This is a genomic window from Micromonospora sp. LZ34 (assembly GCF_052981855.1).
This window is the reverse complement of record NZ_JBRIQN010000003.1, coordinates 89,072-107,875: the sequence shown is the minus strand read 5'-3', so window position 1 is coordinate 107,875 and position 18,804 is coordinate 89,072. Positions and strand designations below refer to the sequence as shown.

The following is an 18,804-nucleotide window of genomic DNA, read 5'->3' as shown; positions in this document are numbered from 1 at the left end:
TCAGACGGCGTCGTTGCGGAGGACCAGGATGGCGATGTCGTCGCGGGGCGCCTCGGTCGAGAACCCGATCGCGGTGGCACGCAGGCGGGCCGCCACCACGTCCGCCGAGTAGCCGGCCAGCGGCGCGGCGGCGTCGCGGAGCCGGTCGGTGCCGAAGAGTTCCCGGCCGCGCCGGCGCTCGGTGACCCCGTCGGTGTAGAAGACCAGCGCGTCGCCCGGGTCGAGGGAGATCTCCGCGGTCGGCGAGGCGATCGAGTCGAGCAGCCCGAGCGCGGTGCCGCCGGTGCCGACGAAGGTCGCCCCACCGCCGCCGTGCAGCAGCACCGGCCGGTCGTGGCCGGCGAGGTGCAGCGAGACGTCGAGCTGGTCGCCGTCGCCGGGGCCGACCGCCGCCAGGGCCAGCGTGCAGTAGCGCCCGCTGCCCCGTTCGACCAGCGTCCCGTTGAGCCGGGACAGCACCTCCGGCAGCGGCTTGCCGTCCCCGATCAGCACCCGGATCACGTCCCGGACCAGGCCGGTGACGGCGGCCGCCTGCACGCCCTTGCCGGAGACGTCGCCGACCACCACCAGCCAGCGCCCGTCCGGCAGCGGCAGCACGTCGTAGAAGTCGCCGCCGACGTCGGCGTCGTCGCCGGTAGGCACGTACTCGGCGGCGAAGCCGATGCCCTCGACCACCGGCAGCACCGGCGGTAGCAGCGACTGCTGGAGGGTCTGCGCCACCCGGCGGCGCTCGGCGTGGATCCGGGCGTTCTCGATGGCCAGCGCGGCGCGGCGGGCCACGTCCTCCAGCACGGCGACCTCGTCCGGGTCGTGCCGGTGCCGCTGGTGCCGGCCCACCGCCAGGGTGCCGAGCCGCTGCCCCCGGGCGATCAGCGGGACCGCGAAGCCCTCCATCGGGGTGCCGAGCGGCGTCTGGGTGCCGTTGCGGGACGCCTCGCGCAGCCGCGCCTGGATCGAGTCTGGGCCGGTCTCCCGGAGCACCGCGTGCAGCTGGGGCAGCATCGACTCGTCGGCGTGGCTGGCGGCGGCGAGCCGCAGCCGGCCCCACTCGTCGGTGGTGTGCACCGCGCACCACTGGCCGAGCCGGGGCACCACCAGCTGCGGGATGAGCGCCATGGTCAGCTCGACGTCCAGGGACTGGGCGAGCAGCTCGCTGGCCTCGGCGAGGAAGGTCAGCCAGGCCTGCCGGCGGACGTCCGCCCGGCGCAGCCGGTCGTTCTCCAGGTGCAGCGAGAGCCGCTCGGCCATCAGCGCCGCCAGCGGCCGGGCGTACGCCGAGGGCGCCGCGTCCAGCTCCAGCTCGCCGGCGTACGGCCGGTGCACGGTCAGCGGCACCCGGACCAGCTCGTTGCCGGCCCGGGGCTGGCGGCCGTACCGGGCCAGCACCTGGGCGCCCTGCCCGTCGCCCCGGTCCAGCCGGACCACGCCGCCGGCCGCGCCGACCATCTCGGCCACCCGGGTGAGCAGGCTGGTCGCGAAGTCGGGCAGCGGGTCCTCGGCGTACGGATCCGGGGTGGTCTGCATCAGCTCGCTCATCGCCCCGGCGCTCGGCGCGGAGCTCTCCCCGGCGGCGGTCCCGCCCCCGCCGGGGCCGGTGTCCGGCGGCACCGCCACCACGGCTCCCGGCGTCGCCCGCTCGGCGCCCGGTGTGCCGGGCCGGTCCAGCCGGAACCAGACGCCCTTCCCGCTGGGCAGGTAGGTGGTGCCCCACCGGCTGGCGAAATGGTCGACCAGCAGCAGGCCCCGGCCGCGCTCGGCGACCTCGGCGATCTCGGTGGCGTCGTTGCGGACGCCGACGGTCAGCTCGTCGACCGGGCCGGACGCGAAGTCCGACACCATCACGGTCAGCCCGGTACGGTCGGCGACGACCTCGATGTCCAGATCCGTGCCGGCGTGCTCCACCGCGTTGGTGGAGAGTTCGGTGGTCAGCAGCAGCGCCTCGTTGAGCAGCTGGTCGAGGTGCGCCTCGGCGAGCACCGAGCGGACGACGGCCCGCGCGGCGGCGGGCGTACGCCGGTCGGCGGGCAGCCGGACCCGCCGGACATGCTCGTCCGGGCCCCCGGTCGCCGTGGGCCCCGCCTCCGCTGACACCCTCGTATCCTCCACCGCCGTCCGCCCGGTGCCAAGCCGGTCCCCCGGCCGGCCCCGCCGGGCGCTGCGTGGTCGGCCGGGTCGGCGAGGGGACGATTGGGCGTGCCGACCGGCCGCGCGACGTGGCGCTGGCCGGGGGCGCGGGCACAATGATGGGATGCCAACGTGCCGGCACGCACCGGTGGCCCCCGACGTGAGCGAGGAATGATGACCACGGCGAAACAGTCGGTAGCCGCGGACCCGTCCGCGCCCGACCACGAGGCGGTCCTCGTCGAGCTGACCGAGGCGCTGCGGCGGGTGCGCCGCGGCGACCTCAAGGTTCGGCTGCCCAGGCGGGCGGGCCGGGCGGGTGAGGTGGCGGACGCCTTCAACGAGGTGGTCAGCCTCCAGGAGCGGCAGTACCTGGACCTGCGCCGGATCAGCCGGATCGTCGGCCGGGACGGCCGGCTCACCGAGCGCCTCGACGACGAGGGGCTGGACGGCTCCTGGGCGGAGGGCCAGCGGGCGGTCAACTCGCTGATCGACGACCTGGGCCGGCCGACCACCGAGATCGCCCGGGTGATCGTGGCGGTCGCCGACGGCGACCTGTCCCAGCACATGGCGCTGGAGATCGACGGCCGGCCGCTGCGCGGTGAGTACCTGCGCATCGGGCGCACCGTGAACACGATGGTCGACCAGCTCTCCTCGTTCGCCGACGAGGTGACCCGGGTGGCCCGGGAGGTGGGCACCGAGGGCAAGCTGGGCGGCCAGGCCGACGTCCGCGGCGTCGCCGGCACCTGGAAGGACCTCACCGACTCGGTGAACACCATGGCGTCGAACCTGACCGGCCAGGTGCGGTCGATCTCCCAGGTCGCGACGGCGGTGGCCAAGGGCGACCTGTCGCAGAAGATCACGGTCGGGGCGCGCGGCGAGGTCGCCGAACTGGCCGACACGATGAACTCCCTCACCGATACGCTGCGGCTCTTCGCCGAGCAGGTGACCCGGGTGGCCCGCGAGGTGGGCACCGAGGGCAAGCTGGGTGGCCAGGCCGAGGTGCCGAACGTGGCCGGCACCTGGAAGGACCTCACCGACAGCGTCAACTCGATGGCGTCGAACCTGACCGCCCAGGTGCGCAACATCGCGCAGGTCTCCACGGCGGTCGCCCGGGGTGACCTGTCGCAGAAGATCACCGTGGCCGCGCAGGGCGAGATACTGGAGCTGAAGGACACCGTCAACACGATGGTGGACCAGCTCTCGTCGTTCGCCGACGAGGTGACCCGGGTCGCCCGCGAGGTGGGCATCGAGGGCAAGCTGGGCGGCCAGGCACAGGTGCGCGGCGTCTCCGGCACCTGGCGCGACCTGACCGAGAACGTCAACCAGCTCGCCGGCAACCTGACCAGCCAGGTGCGCAACATCTCCCAGGTCTCCACCGCGGTGGCCAAGGGCGACCTGAGCCAGAAGATCACCGTCGACGCGCAGGGCGAGATCCTGGAGCTGAAGAACACCGTCAACACGATGGTGGACCAGCTCTCGTCGTTCGCCGACGAGGTGACCCGGGTGGCCCGCGAGGTGGGCACCGAAGGCAAGCTGGGCGGCCAGGCCCAGGTCAAGGGCGTCAGCGGTACGTGGCGGGACCTGACCGACAACGTGAACTCGATGGCGTCGAACCTGACCAGCCAGGTGCGCAACATCGCCTCGGTCACCACCGCCGTGGCGAAGGGGGACCTGAGCCAGAAGATCACGGTCGACGCCCGCGGCGAGATCCTGGAGCTGAAGTCGACGGTCAACACGATGGTGGACCAGCTCTCGTCGTTCGCGGACGAGGTGACCCGGGTGGCCCGCGAGGTGGGCACCGAGGGCAAGCTCGGTGGCCAGGCCCAGGTGCGCGGGGTGGCCGGCACCTGGCGGGACCTGACCGACAACGTGAACTCGATGGCGTCGAACCTGACCGCCCAGGTGCGCAACATCGCCCAGGTCTCCACCGCGGTCGCCAAGGGTGACCTGTCGCAGAAGATCACCGTCGACGCGCAGGGCGAGATCCTGGAGCTGAAGTCGACGGTCAACACGATGGTGGACCAGCTCTCGTCGTTCGCCGACGAGGTGACCCGGGTGGCCCGTGAGGTGGGCACCGAGGGCAAGCTGGGTGGTCAGGCCCAGGTCAAGGGCGTCAGCGGTACGTGGCGCGACCTGACCGACAACGTGAACTCGATGGCGTCGAACCTGACCGGCCAGGTGCGCAACATCGCCTCGGTCACCACCGCGGTGGCCAAGGGTGACCTGTCGCAGAAGATCACCGTGGACGCCCAGGGCGAGATCCTGGAGCTGAAGAACACCGTCAACACGATGGTCGACCAGCTCTCCTCGTTCGCGGACGAGGTGACCCGGGTGGCCCGCGAGGTGGGCACCGAGGGCATGCTGGGCGGCCAGGCGCAGGTGAAGGGGGTCTCCGGCACCTGGCGGGACCTCACCGAGAACGTCAACCAGCTCGCCTCGACGCTCACCACCCAGCTGCGGGCGATCGCCCAGGTCTCCACCTCGGTGACCCGGGGCGACCTGACCCAGCGGATCGCGGTCAAGGCGCAGGGCGAGGTCGCCGAGCTGAAGGACAACATCAACCAGATGATCGTCACCCTCCGGGAGACGACCAAGAAGAACGCCGAGCAGGGCTGGCTCGACTCGAACCTGGCCCGGATCGGCGGCCTGCTCCAGGGCCAGCGCGACCTCGGCGAGGTCTGCCGCATGATCATGATGGAGGTGACCCCGCTGGTCGACGCGCAGCTCGGCGCGTTCTTCCTGGCGGACACCTCCGAGGGCGTGATGCGGCTGCGGCTGACCGCCTCGTACGGGTACGTGGCCCGCGGGCACGACGTGACCTTCGGGCCGGGCGAGGGGCTGGTCGGCCAGACCGCGCTCTCCCGCCGGACGATCCGGGTCGGCGGCTCGCCGGACGGGCGGCTGACGCTGCGCTCCGGGCTGGCCGACACCCCGCCGGCCGACCTGGTCGTGCTGCCGGTGCTCTTCGAGGGCGAGCTGCTCGGCGTGATCGAGTTCGCCAGCGTGACCACCTTCTCCGAGCTGCACCTGTCGTTCCTGGAGCGGCTGGTCGCCACCATCGGCATCGCGGTGAACACCATTCAGGCGAACCGGCGAACCGAGGAGCTGCTGGCCCAGTCCCAGCGGCTCGCCCACGAGCTCCAGGAGCAGTCGGCGGAGCTGCAGCGCACCAACGCCGAGCTGGAGGAGAAGGCGACCCTGCTCTCCGAGCAGAAGGGCAACATCGAGACCAAGAACCGGGAGATCGAGCTGGCCCGGCTGGGCCTGGAGGAGAAGGCGCAGCAGCTCACCCGGGCGTCGGCGTACAAGTCGGAGTTCCTGGCCAACATGAGCCACGAGCTGCGCACGCCGCTGAACTCGCTGCTGCTGCTGGCCCGGCTGCTGGCCGAGAACTCGGAGCAGAACCTCACCCCGAAGCAGGTCGAGTTCGCCCGGACCATCCACAGCGCCGGCTCCGACCTGCTCTCGCTGATCGACGACATCCTGGACCTGTCCAAGATCGAGGCGGGCCGGATGGACGTCGAGCCGACCGAGGTCCGGTTCGACGAGATCCGCGGCTACGTGGAGCAGGCGTTCGGGCCGCAGGCGGAGGAGAAGGGCCTGGACCTCCAGGTGCGGATCAGCAAGGACCTGCCCCCGGCGCTGGTCACCGACGCCCAGCGGTTGCAGCAGATCCTGCGTAACCTGCTCTCCAACGCGGTCAAGTTCACCGACAACGGCGCCGTGACGCTGCGCATCGCCCCGGCGGCGGAGAACGCGGTCTTCGACGTGCCGGCCCTGGTCAACGCCCGCCAGGTGATCGCGTTCACGGTGATCGACACCGGGATCGGGATCTCCGACGACAAGCTGTCGCTGATCTTCGAGGCGTTCCAGCAGGCCGACGGCACCACCAGCCGCCGCTACGGCGGCACCGGCCTGGGGCTGTCGATCAGCCGCGACCTGGCCCGGCTGCTCGGTGGCGCGATCAGCGTGTCCTCGGCGCCGGGGCAGGGCTCGACGTTCACGCTCTTCGTGCCGGACGTGCTGGCGCCGGACGCGGTGGTCGCCCCGCTGCCGCCGCAGCCGTCCCGCGCCGGGCTGCCGTCCTCGCTGCTCATGCCGCCGGTGGAGCTGACCGAACCGGCGGCCGGCCCGACCACCCGGCGGCTGGAGGGGGCCACCGTGCTGATCGTCGACGACGACGTGCGCAACGTCTTCGCCCTCACCAGCGCGTTGGAACTGCACGGCATGACCGTGTTGTACTCGGACAACGGGGCGGACGGCGTCCGCCTGCTGGCCGAGCATCCGGAGGTGGACATCGTCCTGATGGACGCGATGATGCCGGACCAGGACGGGTACGAGACGACCCGCCAGATCCGGCGTAACCACCGCTTCGCCGACCTGCCGATCGTCTTCCTGACCGCGAAGGCGATGCCCGGCGACCGGGAGTCGGCGCTGGAGGCCGGCGGCAGCGACTACATCACCAAACCCGTCGACCTGGACGAGCTGATCGAGCTCATGGCGTCCTGGATCAGCGGCGGCCGGACCGAGGAGAGCTCGTGACCCAGATGGCGAAGGCGCTGCTGGTCGATGACCGGCGAGAGAACCTGATGGCACTGGAGGCGATCCTCCAGGGGCTGCCGGTCCAGTCGGTCGCCGTGGAGAGCGGCGAGGCGGCGCTGAAGCAGCTGCTGGTCGACGACTTCGCGGTGATCCTGCTGGATGCGCAGATGCCGGACATGGACGGCTTCGAGACGGCCAGTCACATCAAGCGCCGGGAGCGTACCCGGCACGTGCCGATCATCTTCCTGACCGCGGCCGACCGGGACGCCCAGCTCGCGCTCCGCGGGTACGCGGTCGGCGCGGTCGACTACCTCACCAAGCCGTTCGACCCGTGGGTGCTGCGGGCCAAGGTGTCGGTCTTCGTGGAGCTGTGGGTCAAGACCCGGCAGCTGGCCGCGCAGTCCGACCTGGTGCGCGAGCGGGACGCGCAGTGGCGGATGCTGACCGACGCGGTCGACGAGGCCACCGCCCTGCTGCGCGCGGACGACCCGGACGCCCGCGACCGCGCCGTCGAGATCCTCGAACAGGCCCGCTGGGGCAACACCTCCTGACCCGCCCCTGGGCGGTGCGCGGGGTGGGTGGCGCGGGACGGGGTTAGCGGGTGATCTGGTCGTTACGGATCATCAGGGCGGAGCGGAGGCCGGTGATGTCCAGGACGCGGAGCAGGAAATCGCCCACGTTGGTGAGGATCAGCAGGCTCTGCGCGTGACTGGCCTTGCGGCTGAGCACCACCAGGGTGCCCAGGCCCTGCGAGTCGCAGAAGGTGACGCCGCCGAGGTCGAGCACGATGCGCGGCGGGGGGTCGGCGAGCACCTCATTCACGACCGTCGACAGCTGGGCGGCCGTGAGCATGTCGATCTCACCGGCGAGGCGCAGCACTGCTTCGTCGCCCGCTCGGTGTAGCGTGATGGACAGTTCGGCACGATCCACCCGGTCAGCCTATCGCGATCTCGACCACCCGGCCCGTCGAGGCGAGCCGACCGGCCGACCCGCGCGGCGATCGCCGGCTGGGCGCACCGCAGACGGGCGGTCGCGAGCGCGGCGGAGCGCCGGCCGGGCCTGGCGCGAGCGGGCGGTCGCCCGCGCGACCCGGGTGAGACTGGTAACCCCCGTCCGGGGTGGCTGCCGATTCACCGTCCGGCGCTGACACAATGGCCGCATCGTGACCGATATGTTTCCCGCCGGATCCGGCCGCTACCCGGCCGACGCGCCGGCCTCCGAGGCCCTGTTCGACCGCGCCCGCGCCATCGTGCCGGGCGGGGTGAACTCGCCCGTGCGCGCGTTCCGCGCCGTCGGCGGCACCCCGCGCTTCATGGTCCGGGGGGAGGGGCCCTGGCTCTACGACGCCGACGACCGGCGCTACGTCGACCTGGTCTGCTCCTGGGGCCCGCTGATCCTCGGGCACGCCCACCCGGAGGTGGTCGCCGCCGTGCAGGCCGCGGCCGCTCGGGGCACCAGCTTCGGCACCCCGACCCCAGCCGAGGTCGAGCTGGCCGCGGAGATCGTCGACCGCACCCCGGTCGAGCAGGTCCGGCTGGTCAACTCCGGCACCGAGGCGACCATGTCGGCGATCCGGCTGGCCCGCGGCTACACCGGCCGCTCCAAGATCGTGAAGTTCGCCGGCTGCTACCACGGGCACGTCGACGCGCTGCTCGCCGCCGCCGGCTCCGGCGTGGCCACCCTCGGCCTGCCCGACTCGCCCGGCGTCACCGGCGCCGCGGCGAGCGAGACCATCGTGCTTCCGTACAACGACCTCCGGGCGGTGGAGGAGGCGTTCGCCGCCGAGCACATCGCCGCGGTGATCACCGAGGCGGCCGCCGGCAACATGGGCGTGGTCGCCCCGCGCGACGGCTTCAACCAGGAACTGGCCCGGATCGCGCACGCGCACGGCGCGCTACTCGTCGTCGACGAGGTGATGACCGGGTTCCGGGTCTCCCGCTCCGGCTGGCACGGCCTCGACGCCAGCGACGCCGACCTGTGGACGTACGGCAAGGTCATGGGGGGTGGGCTGCCCGCCGCGGCGTTCGGCGGGCGCGCGGAGATCATGGCCCGGCTCGCCCCGGCCGGCCCGGTCTACCAGGCCGGCACGCTCTCCGGTAACCCGCTGGCCTGCGCGGCCGGCCTGGCCACGCTGCGGCTGGCCGACGAGGCGCTCTATCGCAAGCTGGACGACACGGCCGCCGTGGTGGGCAAGCTGGCGTCCGACGCGCTGGCCGCCGCCGGGGTCCCGCACCGGCTGTCGTACGCGGGCAGCATGTTCTCGATCTTCTTCACCGACGCCGACGTGGTCGACTACGACAGCGCCCGCACCCAGCAGGTGCCGGCGTTCAAGGCGTTCTTCCACGCGATGCTCGCCGCGGGCGTCTACCTGCCGCCGAGCGCGTTCGAGTCGTGGTTCGTGTCGGCGGCGCTGGACGACGCCGCGCTGGAGCAGATCGCCGCCGCGCTGCCGAACGCGGCCGCCGCGGCGGCGTCGGCGGGACTCGGGGGGTAGCGGTGAGTACGACGGTGGTCCACGTGCTGCGGCACGGCGAGGTGCACAACCCGGACAAGATCCTCTACGGCCGGCTGCCCGGGTTCCGCCTCTCCGAACTCGGCGTGCAGATGGCCAAGGCGGCCGCGCAGGGGCTGGCCGAGCGGGAGATCGTGCACGTGGTGGCGAGCCCGCTGGAACGCGCCCAGCAGACCGCCGAGCCGATCGCCGCGCAGTTCGGGCTGCCGGTCGGCGTGGACGAGCGGCTGATCGAGAGCGCCAACTGGTTCGAGGGCAAGAAGGTCTCCCCCGGTGACGGCTCGTTCCGCGACCCGCGCAACTGGTGGGTGCTGCGCGACCCGGTCACCCCGTCCTGGGGCGAGGCCTACCGGGCCATCGCGGAGCGGATGTTCGCCGCCCTGCACGCCGCCCGGGTGGCCGCCGAGGGGCGCGAGGCGGTGCTGGTCTCGCACCAGCTGCCGATCTGGACGCTGCGCCGCCACGTCGAGCGCAAGCGGCTCTGGCACGACCCGCGCAAGCGGCAGTGCGGGCTGGCCAGCCTCACCTCCTTCCACTTCGACGGCGCCAAGGTGGTCGGCATCGGCTACTCCGAGCCGGCCGCCCACCTGATCGCGATGTCGCCGACCGCCCGGACGGCCAAGGGGGCCTGATGAACGCCCGGAGGTGGACCGCCGGTCTGCTCGCCACCGTCACCGCGGTGGCGCTGGCCGCCTGCTCGTCGCCGGGCGGCGAGGAAGCCTGCGCCAACCGGGACGGCGTCATCGAGTGCGCCCCCGACCAGCGGTCCGCCGCCCCGAAGCTCGCCGGTGAACTGCTCACCGGCGGCAGCTATGACGTCGCCACCGCCCGCGGCCAGGTCGTGGTGGTCAACTTCTGGGGCTCGTGGTGCGCGCCCTGCCGGGCCGAGGCGGACGACCTGGAGGCCACCTACCAGGCGACCAAGGGCTCCGGGGTGACCTTCCTCGGCATCAACGTGCAGGACCAGCGGGACAAGGCGAAGGCCTTCGAGGAGGGCCGGGTCAGCTACCCGAGCCTGTTCGACCCGCCGAGCCGGCTGGCGCTCGCCCTGGACATCCCGCCGAACACCATCCCGGCCACCGTGGTGCTGGACCGGGAGGGCCGGATCGCCGCGGTGATCCGCGCGGCGGTCAAGCGGGAGGGCCTGCAACCCATCGTCGAGCGGATCGCCGCCGAGTCGCCGGCGCCCGCCGGTCAACGCTGATGGGCGAGACGTTCCGGGAACTGGCGCAGAGCGGCCCGTTGCTGCTCGCCATCGGCGCGGCCGCGCTGGCCGGGCTGGTCAGCTTCCTCTCCCCGTGCGTGCTTCCGCTGATGCCCGGCTACCTGTCGTACGTGACCGGACTGGCCGGCGCGGATCTGGAGGGCCGCCCGGCCCGGCCCGGCCCGTCGCCGGCCGAGGGGAGCGCGGCGGACCCGTCGGGCGGGGTGGCCGTCGCCACCCGGCCGGTGGTCGCGGTGAAGGGGCGGGTGCTGGCCGGGACGCTGCTCTTCATCGCCGGCTTCACCGTCGTCTTCACCGCCACCGCGATCCTCTTCGCCGGGTTCGGCCGGATCTTCTTCGACCACGAGCGGACGCTGGAGATCGTCATCGGCGCGCTGGTCGTGCTGCTCGGGCTGGGCTACCTCGGCGTGGTGCCCGGGTTGCAGCGCGAGTTCCGGATCCACCGGCTGCCCGCCGCCGGGCTGCTCGGCGCGCCGGTGCTCGGCGCGGTCTTCGCGCTCAGCTGGATGCCGTGCACCGGCCCGACGCTGGGCGCGGTGCTCGGCATGGCCACGGTCGACGGCAGCGCCGACCGGGCCGTGGTGCTCGCCGTGGCGTACTGCCTCGGGTTGGGGATACCGTTCGTCGTCTTCGGGCTGGGCTTCCAGCGCCTGCTCGGGGTGTTCCGCGCCGTCCGGCGCAACAGCCGCTGGGTCACCCGGATCGGCGGTGCCCTGCTGATCCTGATCGGCCTCGCGCTGGTCACCGGCGGGTGGACCAACTTCGTGATCTGGTTGCAGACCACCGTCGGGGTGGGCGAGGTGAGCATCTGATGACGGTCGTGGACGACCGGCCGGCGACCCCGGCCGAGGCGCCCCGGCGCCGACCCAACCGGGTGCTGGCCCTGCTGCGCAACTCCTGGCGGCAGCTGACCAGCATGCGTACCGCGCTGGTGCTGCTCTTCCTGCTCGCGATCGCGGCCATCCCCGGTTCGGTGCTGCCGCAGCGCGGGGTCAACCCGGAGGACGTCCGGGACTACTTCGTCGCGCACCCCGACCTGGCGCCGGTGCTGGACCGGATCGGCGCCTTCGAGGCGTTCGGCTCGGTCTGGTTCTCCGCGATCTACCTGCTGCTGTTCACCTCGCTGATCGGCTGCATCACCCCCCGGCTGCGCGACCACGTCCGGGCGCTGCGGGCGAAGCCGCCGGCCGCCCCGAAGCGGCTGGACCGGCTGCCGCAGCACGCGGTGCTGTCCGCGCCGGCCGGCGGCGCGGCGGCGATCGCCGAGGTGCTGCGCCGGCGCCGCTGGCGGGTGGTGGTCCGCGGCGACGAGGTCTCCGCCGAGAAGGGCTACCTCAAGGAGACCGGCAACCTGCTCTTCCACACCTCGATGGTGGTGGTGCTGGTCGGCGTCGCGCTCGGCTCGTGGTACGGCTGGAGCGGCAACCGGCTGCTCGTCGCCGGCGAGGAGAACGCGTTCTGCAACACCCGCCAGCAGTACGCCGAGGCGAAGCTCGGCCCGCGGGTGGACAGCGCCGACCTGCCCGGGTTCTGCCTGCGGCTGGACGACTTCCAGGCCCGCTTCCTCGACACCGGGCAGCCGGAGTTCTTCAACGCCCGGGTGACGGTGGACGAGCCGGGCCGGGAGCGCCGGCAGGCCGACTTCTCGGTCAACTCCCCGCTGCGCCTCGACGGCGCGAACGTCTACCTGCTCGGCCACGGGTACGCCCCGGTGATCCGGTACACCGACCGGTTCGGCCGCAGCCAGACCAGCGTGGTGCCGTTCCTGACCACCGGCGACATGGGGCTGACCAGCGAGGGACTGGCCGCCTTCCCGGACGCCAACGTCGACCCGGCCACCGGCGCGCGCGACCCGAACCTGCAGATGGCCTTCACCGGCCTCTACCTGCCGACCGCGCCCGGCGCGCCGCCGTACGCCCGCTCGGAGTACCCGACCGAGCGCAACCCGGCGCTCAACCTGGTGGCCTACCGGGGCAACCTGGGCCTGGACGCGGGCATCCCCGGCTCGGTCTACCAGCTGGACCAGCGGCAGGTGCGGGCCGGCAAGGTCAAGGAGGTCGGCACCAGGGTCGTCAAGCTGGGCGAGACCTGGACGCTGGACGACGGCACCCGGGTCGAGTTCCTTGGCACCGAGCCGTACATCACCCTTTCGGTGCGCCGCGACCCGGGCTCGACGCTGCTGCTGGTGAGTTCCGCGACCCTGCTGGCCGGCCTGATGGGCTCGCTCTTCGTCCGCCGCCGGCGGGTCTTCTTCCGGGTGCTCCCGGCCGGGTCCGTCGCCCCCGCGGGTGGTTCCACCGACCCGGCGGACGAATCTCCGACGGGCGGTAGTAGTTTGGTCGAGGCCGGTGGGTTGCCGCGCACCGACCATCCCGGGTTCGCCGACGAGTTCGCGCAGCTCGTCGCCGCGGTCAGCGGTGACGGGCGGCCGGACGAGCGGGCCGGTGCGGATCGCGACGGAGGCGATTCGGCCGGGACGCGAGAAGGAGCCGACTGATGTCCGCACTCTCCGACCAGCTGGTGTCGTTCGCGATCCTGGCGTACCTGGTCGCCATGATCAGCCACGCCGTCGAGTACGCGCTCGGTAACGCCCGCGCCCGGGTCGCCGCGCCCGCCCGGGAACTGGTCGGCGCCGGCGTCGGCGCGGCCGGCGGCAGCGCTCCGCCCGAGCCGGTCGTGGCCGGCCCGAGCGTCGCCGAGCGCACCGCGCAGCGGGCCCGGCTGGCCGGGCGGATCGCGGTCGGCGTCACCGCGCTCGCCGCCCTGCTGCACCTCGGGGCACTGGTCACCCGCGGCCTCGCCGCCGACCGGATGCCCTGGGGCAACATGTACGAGTTCGTGCTCACGGTCTCGTTCATCGGCGTCGCCGCCTGGCTGGTGGTGCTGGTGAAGGTGCCGTCGCTGGGCCGCCTCGGGCTCTTCCTCACCCTGGTGATGGTGCTCCTGGTGGCCACCGCCGAGCTGGTGCTCTACGTGCCGGTGGTGCCGCTGGTGCCGGCGCTCAACTCGTACTGGTTCGTCATCCACGTCTCGACGATCGTGTTCAGCTCCGGCATCTTCCTGCTCGGCGTGGTGCCGGCGGTGGCGTACCTGATGCGGGCCGGTTACGAGCAGGGCAAGCGGAGCTTCCCGTACACGCTGGCCAAGCGGGTGCCGGCGGCGGCCGCGCTGGAGCGGCTGACCTTCGTGCTGCACGCCTTCGCGTTCCCGGTCTTCACCTTCGCGGTGATCGCCGGGGCGATCTGGGCCGAGGCGGCCTGGGGCCGGCCGTGGGGCTGGGACCCGAAGGAGACCTGGGCGTTCATCTCCTGGGTGGTCTACGCCGGTTACCTGCACGCCCGGGCCACCCCGAGCGTGAAGCGGAACGTGGCCACCTGGCTGGCCGTGGTCGGCTTCCTCACCATGCTGATGAACCTGTTCGGGGTGAACATCTTCTTCGAGGGACTGCACTCCTACGGCGGCCTCCCCGACTGATCGCCGAACTCGGCTACCTGCCGGGGCGGCGGCGCCGGAGGGTCTCGTCCACCCGCAGGGTGACCTGGTACGCGACCTCCGGAACGTCCGCGAGTTCGATCCGCTCCGCGCGCAGCGCGAGCTGGGCGTGCAGCTCCCGGGCCACGGCGTCGCGGAGTTCGGTCAGTAACGGCGACAGCCCGTCCGGGTCGCCCACCACGTACGCGTCCGACATGCCTCCACCGTGCAGCGGCGCGCCGCCGCCGGGCCAGCACCGGTGACATTTCTCGCCGGTGCGGGTCAGCCGCCGAACCAGCCGGGCACGTCGAGGCGGAACCAGTTGGCCGGGGTTACGGCGCGCAGGTCGTCCTCCAGGGCGGCGACCCGGTCCGGGCCCAAGGTGTCCGCCCAGCGCTGCCGGAGCTGGTCGAAGACCACCGCCGAGCGGCGCAGCCCGTCGTGCCCGCGCGGGGTCATCCGGACCAGCTTGCGCCGGGCGTCGTCTGGGTCGTCGGCGCGTTCCAGGTAGCCCAGGGCGACCAGCCGGTCCACCGTCTTGCCGGCCGCCTGCTTCGAGATGCCCAGCCGCTGGCCCAGCTCGGTGGCGGTGGTGCCGCCGGCGCCGACCGCCTGGAGCACGAAGCCGTGCAGCGGGCGCAGCTCGGGATGCCCCTGCCGGGCCAGCTCGGCGTGCAGGTCGTCGATGAGCGTGCGGAAGCCGGCCAGCAGCAGCAGGGGCAGCAGGAAGCCGGGCCGGTCGGGGTCAGTTGCCATATTCGACAACCAGATTTACCATTTGGACAACCACGTTGACGATCCTACGTCACGCCCGGCCCCGATCCTCGCGCCGCCGCCACCGGCTCCATCCGTCGCCGCCTCCGTCACCCGCGAAAGCAGGTCGCCATGCCCGTCTTCACCCCGCACACCGCCGACACCGCGCCCGACGCCGCCCGACCCACCCTGGCGGCGGTACGCCGGAAGTTCGGTTACCTGCCCGCCGCCGTCGCCCTGATGGCCGAGTCCCCGGCGTTGCTGCAGACCTTCCTCACCGCCAACGCCGGCTTCGAGGCCGGCAGCCTCGACCCGGTGCAGCGGGAGGTGGTCGTGCTGACCGTCGCCACCCGCAACGAGTGCCACGTCTGCGTGGCCCTGCACACCGCCACCCTGACCCGGCTCGGCGCCGACCCCCGACTGGTAGACGCGCTGCGCGCCGGCACGCCGCTGCCCGACGACCGGCTCGAGGCGCTGCGCCGCTTCACCCTGGCGGTGCTGGAGCACCGGGGCGATGTCCCCGACGAGCAGACCCGCGCCTTCCTCGCCGCCGGCCACCAGCCGCGGCAGGCCCTGGACGTGGTGCTCGGCGTCGGCGTCTACACCATCTCCACCTTCGCCAACCGGCTCACCGGCGCGCCGGTCGACCCGCCGCTGGCGGACTACGCCTGGACGCCCGCCGGCTGACCGCGGCGCGTCCTGCGTCGGGCCGCGGTGGGTCCGGCCGCCCGGGCCGCGGCGGCGGAGCCGGTCAGCGTTCGGCGGCCACCCGGTCGAGCCACTCGCCGATCAGCGCGTCGAAGAGCCCGGGCTGCTCGATCTGCAGGTTGTGGCCGGCCACGTCCAGCACCGCGAAGGTCGCCCGGGGGTAGTGCGGCAGCAGCGCGAACTGGTCGAGGTAGCCGGTGGCGTGGTCCTGCCGCCCGGTCAGGATCAGCGTCGGCCGGGCGAACAGCGCGCCGCCCTCCGGGTCCTCGGTGAGCGTCCACCGCTGACGGATCCGGGCCATCGCGGCGGTGTCGGCCAGATCCAGACCGGCCAGGATCTCATCGCGGAACCGCCGCAACGTCTCCGGCGTCTGCACGACCGCGAGGTCGGCGAACTCCGCGGCGGTCCGGGCGTCGGTCGAGGCGAGCAGGCCCGGGTCGGGACGCAGCACCTGCTGCCGCGGCACCCGGCGCTCCGCCTGCTCCACCGCCGTGCCGACCGGGCAGATCAGCGCCAGCCCGAGCACCTGCTCCGGGCGGGACCGGGTGAGCGCGCGGGCGAGGTAACCGCCGTAGGACTCACCGACCAGCAGGAACGGGGTGTCGCCCAGGGTGTCGTCCACGAAGTCCCGCACAGCGTCGAGCACGTCGTCGGAACTCGCGATCTCCGGCGGTGCGGGGGAGGCGCCCATGGCCGGCAGATCCGGGTACAGCCGCCGGTACCCGCTGCGCCCGGCGAACACCGGCTCGAGGCAGCCGAGCATCAGGCGGTGGTCCGGTGTCCAGCCGTGCAGCGCGACGACCGGTGTCCCGGCGCCCCGCTCGACGACGTTCAACGCTACGGACGTACGGCGTGGCATCCCGGCTCCCTCGCACTCGCTGTGACGGCCCACGCATGCTGCCGCCGGGCACCGACAGGTTCACCCCGATCGGCGGCCGGTGTGGCGGAGCGCACACTGGGCCGTCGACATCACCCGACCCGGCGTGGGCGGGCCGTCGACCGGTGCGGGAGACTGGCTCCCATGGCGGCTCGTGGCTTCCCGTACACCGATCTGAAGGACTTCCTCGCGGCCCTGGAGCAGGCGGGTGAGCTGCGGCGGGTGAGCGTCCCGGTGGACCCCACGCTGGAGATCAGCGAGATCGTCACCCGGACGGTCCGGGCGGATGGGCCGGCGCTGCTCTTCGAACGGCCGACCCGCGGCGAGATGCCGGTGGCGATCAACCTCTTCGGCACCGAGAAGCGGATGGCGATGGCGCTCGGCGTCGGGTCGCTGGACGAGATCGGCGCCCGGATCGGCGCGCTGGTCAAGCCGGAGCTGCCGGTGGGCTGGTCCGGCATCCGCGAGGGCCTGGGCAAGGTCATGCAGCTCAAGTCGGTGCCGCCGCGCAAGGTGAAGACCGCCCCCTGCCAGCAGGTGGTCTACCGGGGCGACGACGTCGACCTGAACCGGCTGCCCGGCCTGCAGGTCTGGCCGGGCGACGGCGGGATCTTCCACAACTACGGGCTGACCCACACCAAGCACCCGGAGACCGGCAAGCGCAACCTCGGCCTCTACCGGCTCCAGCAGCACTCGCCCAACACTCTCGGCATGCACTGGCAGATCCACAAGGACTCCACCGCCCACCACGCGGTCGCCGAGCGGCTGGGCCAGCGGCTGCCGGTGGCGGTCGCGATCGGCTGCGACCCGGTGATCTCGTACGCCGCCTCCGCGCCGCTGCCCAGCGACATCGACGAGTACCTGTTCGCCGGCTTCCTGCGCGGCGAGCGGGTGGAGATGGTCGACTGCCTCACCGTGCCGTTGCAGGTGCCGGCGCACGCGCAGGTGGTGCTGGAGGGCTACCTGGAGCCCGGCGAGCGGCTGCCGGAGGGCCCGTTCGGCGACCACACCGGCTTCTACACCCCGGTCGAGCCGTTCCCGGTGCTGCACGTCGAGGCGATGACCATGCAGCGCGACCCGGTCTACCACTCGATCGTCACCTCCAAGCCACCCCAGGAGGACCACGGCCTCGGCAAGGCCACCGAGCGGATCTTCCAGCCGCTGCTGAAGCTGCTGATCCCGGACATCGTCGACTACGACCTGCCGGCCGCCGGGGTCTTCCACAACTGCGCGATCGTGTCGATCCGCAAGCGCTACCCGAAGCACGCGCAGAAGGTGATGAACGCGATCTGGGGCGCGCACCTGATGTCGCTGACCAAGCTGATCGTGATCGTCGACGAGGACTGCGACGTGCACGACTACAACGAGGTGGCCTTCCGCGCCTTCGGCAACGTCGACTACGCCCGCGACCTGCTGCTCACCGAGGGCCCGGTGGACCACCTGGACCACTCGTCCTACCAGCAGTTCTGGGGCGGCAAGGCGGGCGTCGACGCGACCCGCAAGCTGCCCGGGGAGGGCTACACCCGGGGCTGGCCCGAGGAGATGTCCATGAGCCCCGAGGTGGTCTCCCTGGTCGACAAGCGCTGGAAGGAGTACGGCATCTGATGGCCACCTCCGATCCGCGCGATCTTGCCGTCTCCGCCCCCGATTCGCCCGGTTCCTCCGGCTCTGCCGGGGCGGCAAGCGCACGATCGCGGAGCAGGGTCCGGGCTTTCCTCGACCTCGTGGCGATCGAGCACTCGGTGTTCGCGCTGCCGTTCGCGTACCTGTCGGCGTTGACCGCCATGCGGGTCGACGGGGGGCGGGTGCGGTGGGTGGACTTGCTGCTGATCACCGTGGCGATGGTCGGCGCGCGGACGTTCGCGATGGCCGCCAACCGGATCCTGGACCGGCGGATCGACGCGCGGAACCCGCGTACCGCCTCGCGCGAACTGGTCACCGGCGCGGTGAGCCTCCGCACGGCCTGGACCGGCGCGGCTGTCGCGCTGGTGGTGTTCCTGGCCGCCGCCGCCCTGCTCAACCCGCTCTGCCTGGTGCTGGCGCCGCTCGCCGTGGTGCCGCTGGTCGTCTACCCGTACGGCAAGCGGTTCACCAACTGGCCGCACGCCATCCTCGCGGTCGCCCAGGCGGTCGGCCCCGTCGGCGCCTGGCTGGCGGTCACCGGCACCCTGGCCGGCTCCGGGCCGGCCTGGCTGCTCGGCGCGGCGGTCGGGCTCTGGATCGGCGGCTTCGATTTGATCTACGCCTGCCAGGACGCCGAGGTCGACCGGCAGATCGGCGTGCACAGCGTCCCGGCCCGGTACGGGCTGCGGTTCGCGCTGCACGCCTCGACCGTCGCGCACGTGGTGACCTTCGGGCTCTTCATCTGGTTCGGCGCGCTGGTCGGGTTCGGGTGGCTCTGGTGGATCGGCCTGGCGCTGACCGCGGCCGCCTTCGGCTACCAGCACCTGGTGGTCAGCCCGACCGACCTGAGCAAGGTCAACCGGGCCTTCTTCACCGCCAACGGCTTCGTCGGCATCGCGCTGTTCGCCTTCGCCCTGCTCGACCTGGTGGTCCGGCTCGGCCTGCGGGCCTGATCCGGGGGGCTCCGGG

General features: G+C 72.8%; 16 protein-coding genes. 11 read left to right on the top strand and 5 right to left on the bottom strand.

Going from position 1 to position 18,804, the window contains the following annotated elements:
* Entirely contained in the window at window positions 1-2,091 is a 2,091-nt protein-coding gene (locus tag ACVCAH_RS04810; RefSeq protein WP_447134807.1) for a SpoIIE family protein phosphatase, read from the bottom strand.
* A gap of 207 nt (window positions 2,092-2,298) precedes the next feature.
* Between ACVCAH_RS04810 and ACVCAH_RS04805 the strand changes: the two genes are divergently transcribed.
* Both ACVCAH_RS04805 and ACVCAH_RS04800 read left to right on the top strand, forming a co-directional pair.
* Window positions 2,299-6,666: a HAMP domain-containing protein gene (locus ACVCAH_RS04805; protein WP_447134806.1), complete on the top strand. Its 4,368-nt coding sequence runs from the start codon at window positions 2,299-2,301 to the stop codon at window positions 6,664-6,666.
* Window positions 6,663-7,217 carry a response regulator gene (locus ACVCAH_RS04800; RefSeq protein WP_447134805.1) on the top strand — a complete coding sequence of 185 codons (555 nt, stop codon included), beginning with the start codon at window positions 6,663-6,665 and terminating at the stop codon, window positions 7,215-7,217. Before ACVCAH_RS04805 ends, ACVCAH_RS04800 begins: the two co-directional genes overlap by 4 nt.
* A 43-nt stretch (window positions 7,218-7,260) precedes the next feature.
* Here the strand turns inward: ACVCAH_RS04800 and ACVCAH_RS04795 are convergent, their stop codons facing one another.
* Complete coding sequence (locus ACVCAH_RS04795) at window positions 7,261-7,596, bottom strand: STAS domain-containing protein (RefSeq protein ID WP_447134804.1); 336 nt, start codon at window positions 7,594-7,596, stop codon at window positions 7,261-7,263.
* 232 nt (window positions 7,597-7,828) lie between these two features.
* On the opposite strand from ACVCAH_RS04795, the gene hemL reads away from it, so the two are divergent.
* From hemL to ccsB, 6 genes are read left to right on the top strand one after another with little or no spacing between them, the layout of a single operon-like run.
* On the top strand, window positions 7,829-9,160 hold the full coding sequence (hemL, locus tag ACVCAH_RS04790) for a glutamate-1-semialdehyde 2,1-aminomutase (protein WP_447134803.1): 1,332 nt from the start codon (window positions 7,829-7,831) through the stop codon (window positions 9,158-9,160).
* Between the two features lie 2 nt (window positions 9,161-9,162).
* Window positions 9,163-9,810 carry a histidine phosphatase family protein gene (locus ACVCAH_RS04785; RefSeq protein WP_447134802.1) on the top strand — a complete coding sequence of 216 codons (648 nt, stop codon included), beginning with the start codon at window positions 9,163-9,165 and terminating at the stop codon, window positions 9,808-9,810.
* Complete coding sequence (locus ACVCAH_RS04780) at window positions 9,810-10,382, top strand: TlpA family protein disulfide reductase (protein ID WP_447134801.1); 573 nt, start codon at window positions 9,810-9,812, stop codon at window positions 10,380-10,382. Before ACVCAH_RS04785 ends, ACVCAH_RS04780 begins: the two co-directional genes overlap by 1 nt.
* Window positions 10,382-11,215: a cytochrome c biogenesis CcdA family protein gene (locus tag ACVCAH_RS04775; RefSeq protein ID WP_447134800.1), complete on the top strand. Its 834-nt coding sequence runs from the start codon at window positions 10,382-10,384 to the stop codon at window positions 11,213-11,215. Before ACVCAH_RS04780 ends, ACVCAH_RS04775 begins: the two co-directional genes overlap by 1 nt.
* A complete protein-coding gene (gene resB / locus ACVCAH_RS04770; RefSeq protein WP_447134799.1) occupies window positions 11,215-12,900 on the top strand; it encodes a cytochrome c biogenesis protein ResB in 1,686 nt (561 codons plus the stop codon). The genes ACVCAH_RS04775 and resB overlap by 1 nt, the downstream gene beginning before the upstream one ends.
* Entirely contained in the window at window positions 12,900-13,877 is a 978-nt protein-coding gene (gene ccsB, locus ACVCAH_RS04765) for a c-type cytochrome biogenesis protein CcsB (RefSeq protein WP_447134798.1), read from the top strand. Before resB ends, ccsB begins: the two co-directional genes overlap by 1 nt.
* 13 nt (window positions 13,878-13,890) lie before the next feature.
* Here ccsB and ACVCAH_RS04760 read toward each other — a convergent pair whose 3' ends face one another.
* The gene (locus tag ACVCAH_RS04760) at window positions 13,891-14,091 is read right to left on the bottom strand and encodes a hypothetical protein (RefSeq protein WP_447134797.1); all 201 of its coding nucleotides are present in this window, start codon (window positions 14,089-14,091) and stop codon (window positions 13,891-13,893) included.
* Window positions 14,092-14,156: 65 nt separating this feature from the next.
* Window positions 14,157-14,630 carry a MarR family winged helix-turn-helix transcriptional regulator gene (locus ACVCAH_RS04755; RefSeq protein WP_447134796.1) on the bottom strand — a complete coding sequence of 158 codons (474 nt, stop codon included), beginning with the start codon at window positions 14,628-14,630 and terminating at the stop codon, window positions 14,157-14,159.
* A gap of 129 nt (window positions 14,631-14,759) precedes the next feature.
* Between ACVCAH_RS04755 and ACVCAH_RS04750 the strand changes: the two genes are divergently transcribed.
* A complete protein-coding gene (locus ACVCAH_RS04750) occupies window positions 14,760-15,314 on the top strand; it encodes a carboxymuconolactone decarboxylase family protein (protein WP_447134795.1) in 555 nt (184 codons plus the stop codon).
* 64 nt (window positions 15,315-15,378) lie between these two features.
* Here the strand turns inward: ACVCAH_RS04750 and ACVCAH_RS04745 are convergent, their stop codons facing one another.
* Window positions 15,379-16,194, bottom strand: a complete 816-nt coding sequence (locus ACVCAH_RS04745; RefSeq protein WP_447134794.1) for an alpha/beta fold hydrolase — start codon at window positions 16,192-16,194, stop codon at window positions 15,379-15,381.
* Between the two features lie 162 nt (window positions 16,195-16,356).
* On the opposite strand from ACVCAH_RS04745, the gene ACVCAH_RS04740 reads away from it, so the two are divergent.
* Both ACVCAH_RS04740 and mqnP read left to right on the top strand, forming a co-directional pair.
* Window positions 16,357-17,817: a menaquinone biosynthesis decarboxylase gene (locus tag ACVCAH_RS04740; protein ID WP_447134793.1), complete on the top strand. Its 1,461-nt coding sequence runs from the start codon at window positions 16,357-16,359 to the stop codon at window positions 17,815-17,817.
* Window positions 17,814-18,788 carry a menaquinone biosynthesis prenyltransferase MqnP gene (mqnP, locus tag ACVCAH_RS04735; protein WP_447135039.1) on the top strand — a complete coding sequence of 325 codons (975 nt, stop codon included), beginning with the start codon at window positions 17,814-17,816 and terminating at the stop codon, window positions 18,786-18,788. The genes ACVCAH_RS04740 and mqnP overlap by 4 nt, the downstream gene beginning before the upstream one ends.
* The last annotated feature ends 16 nt before the right edge of the window (window positions 18,789-18,804 follow it).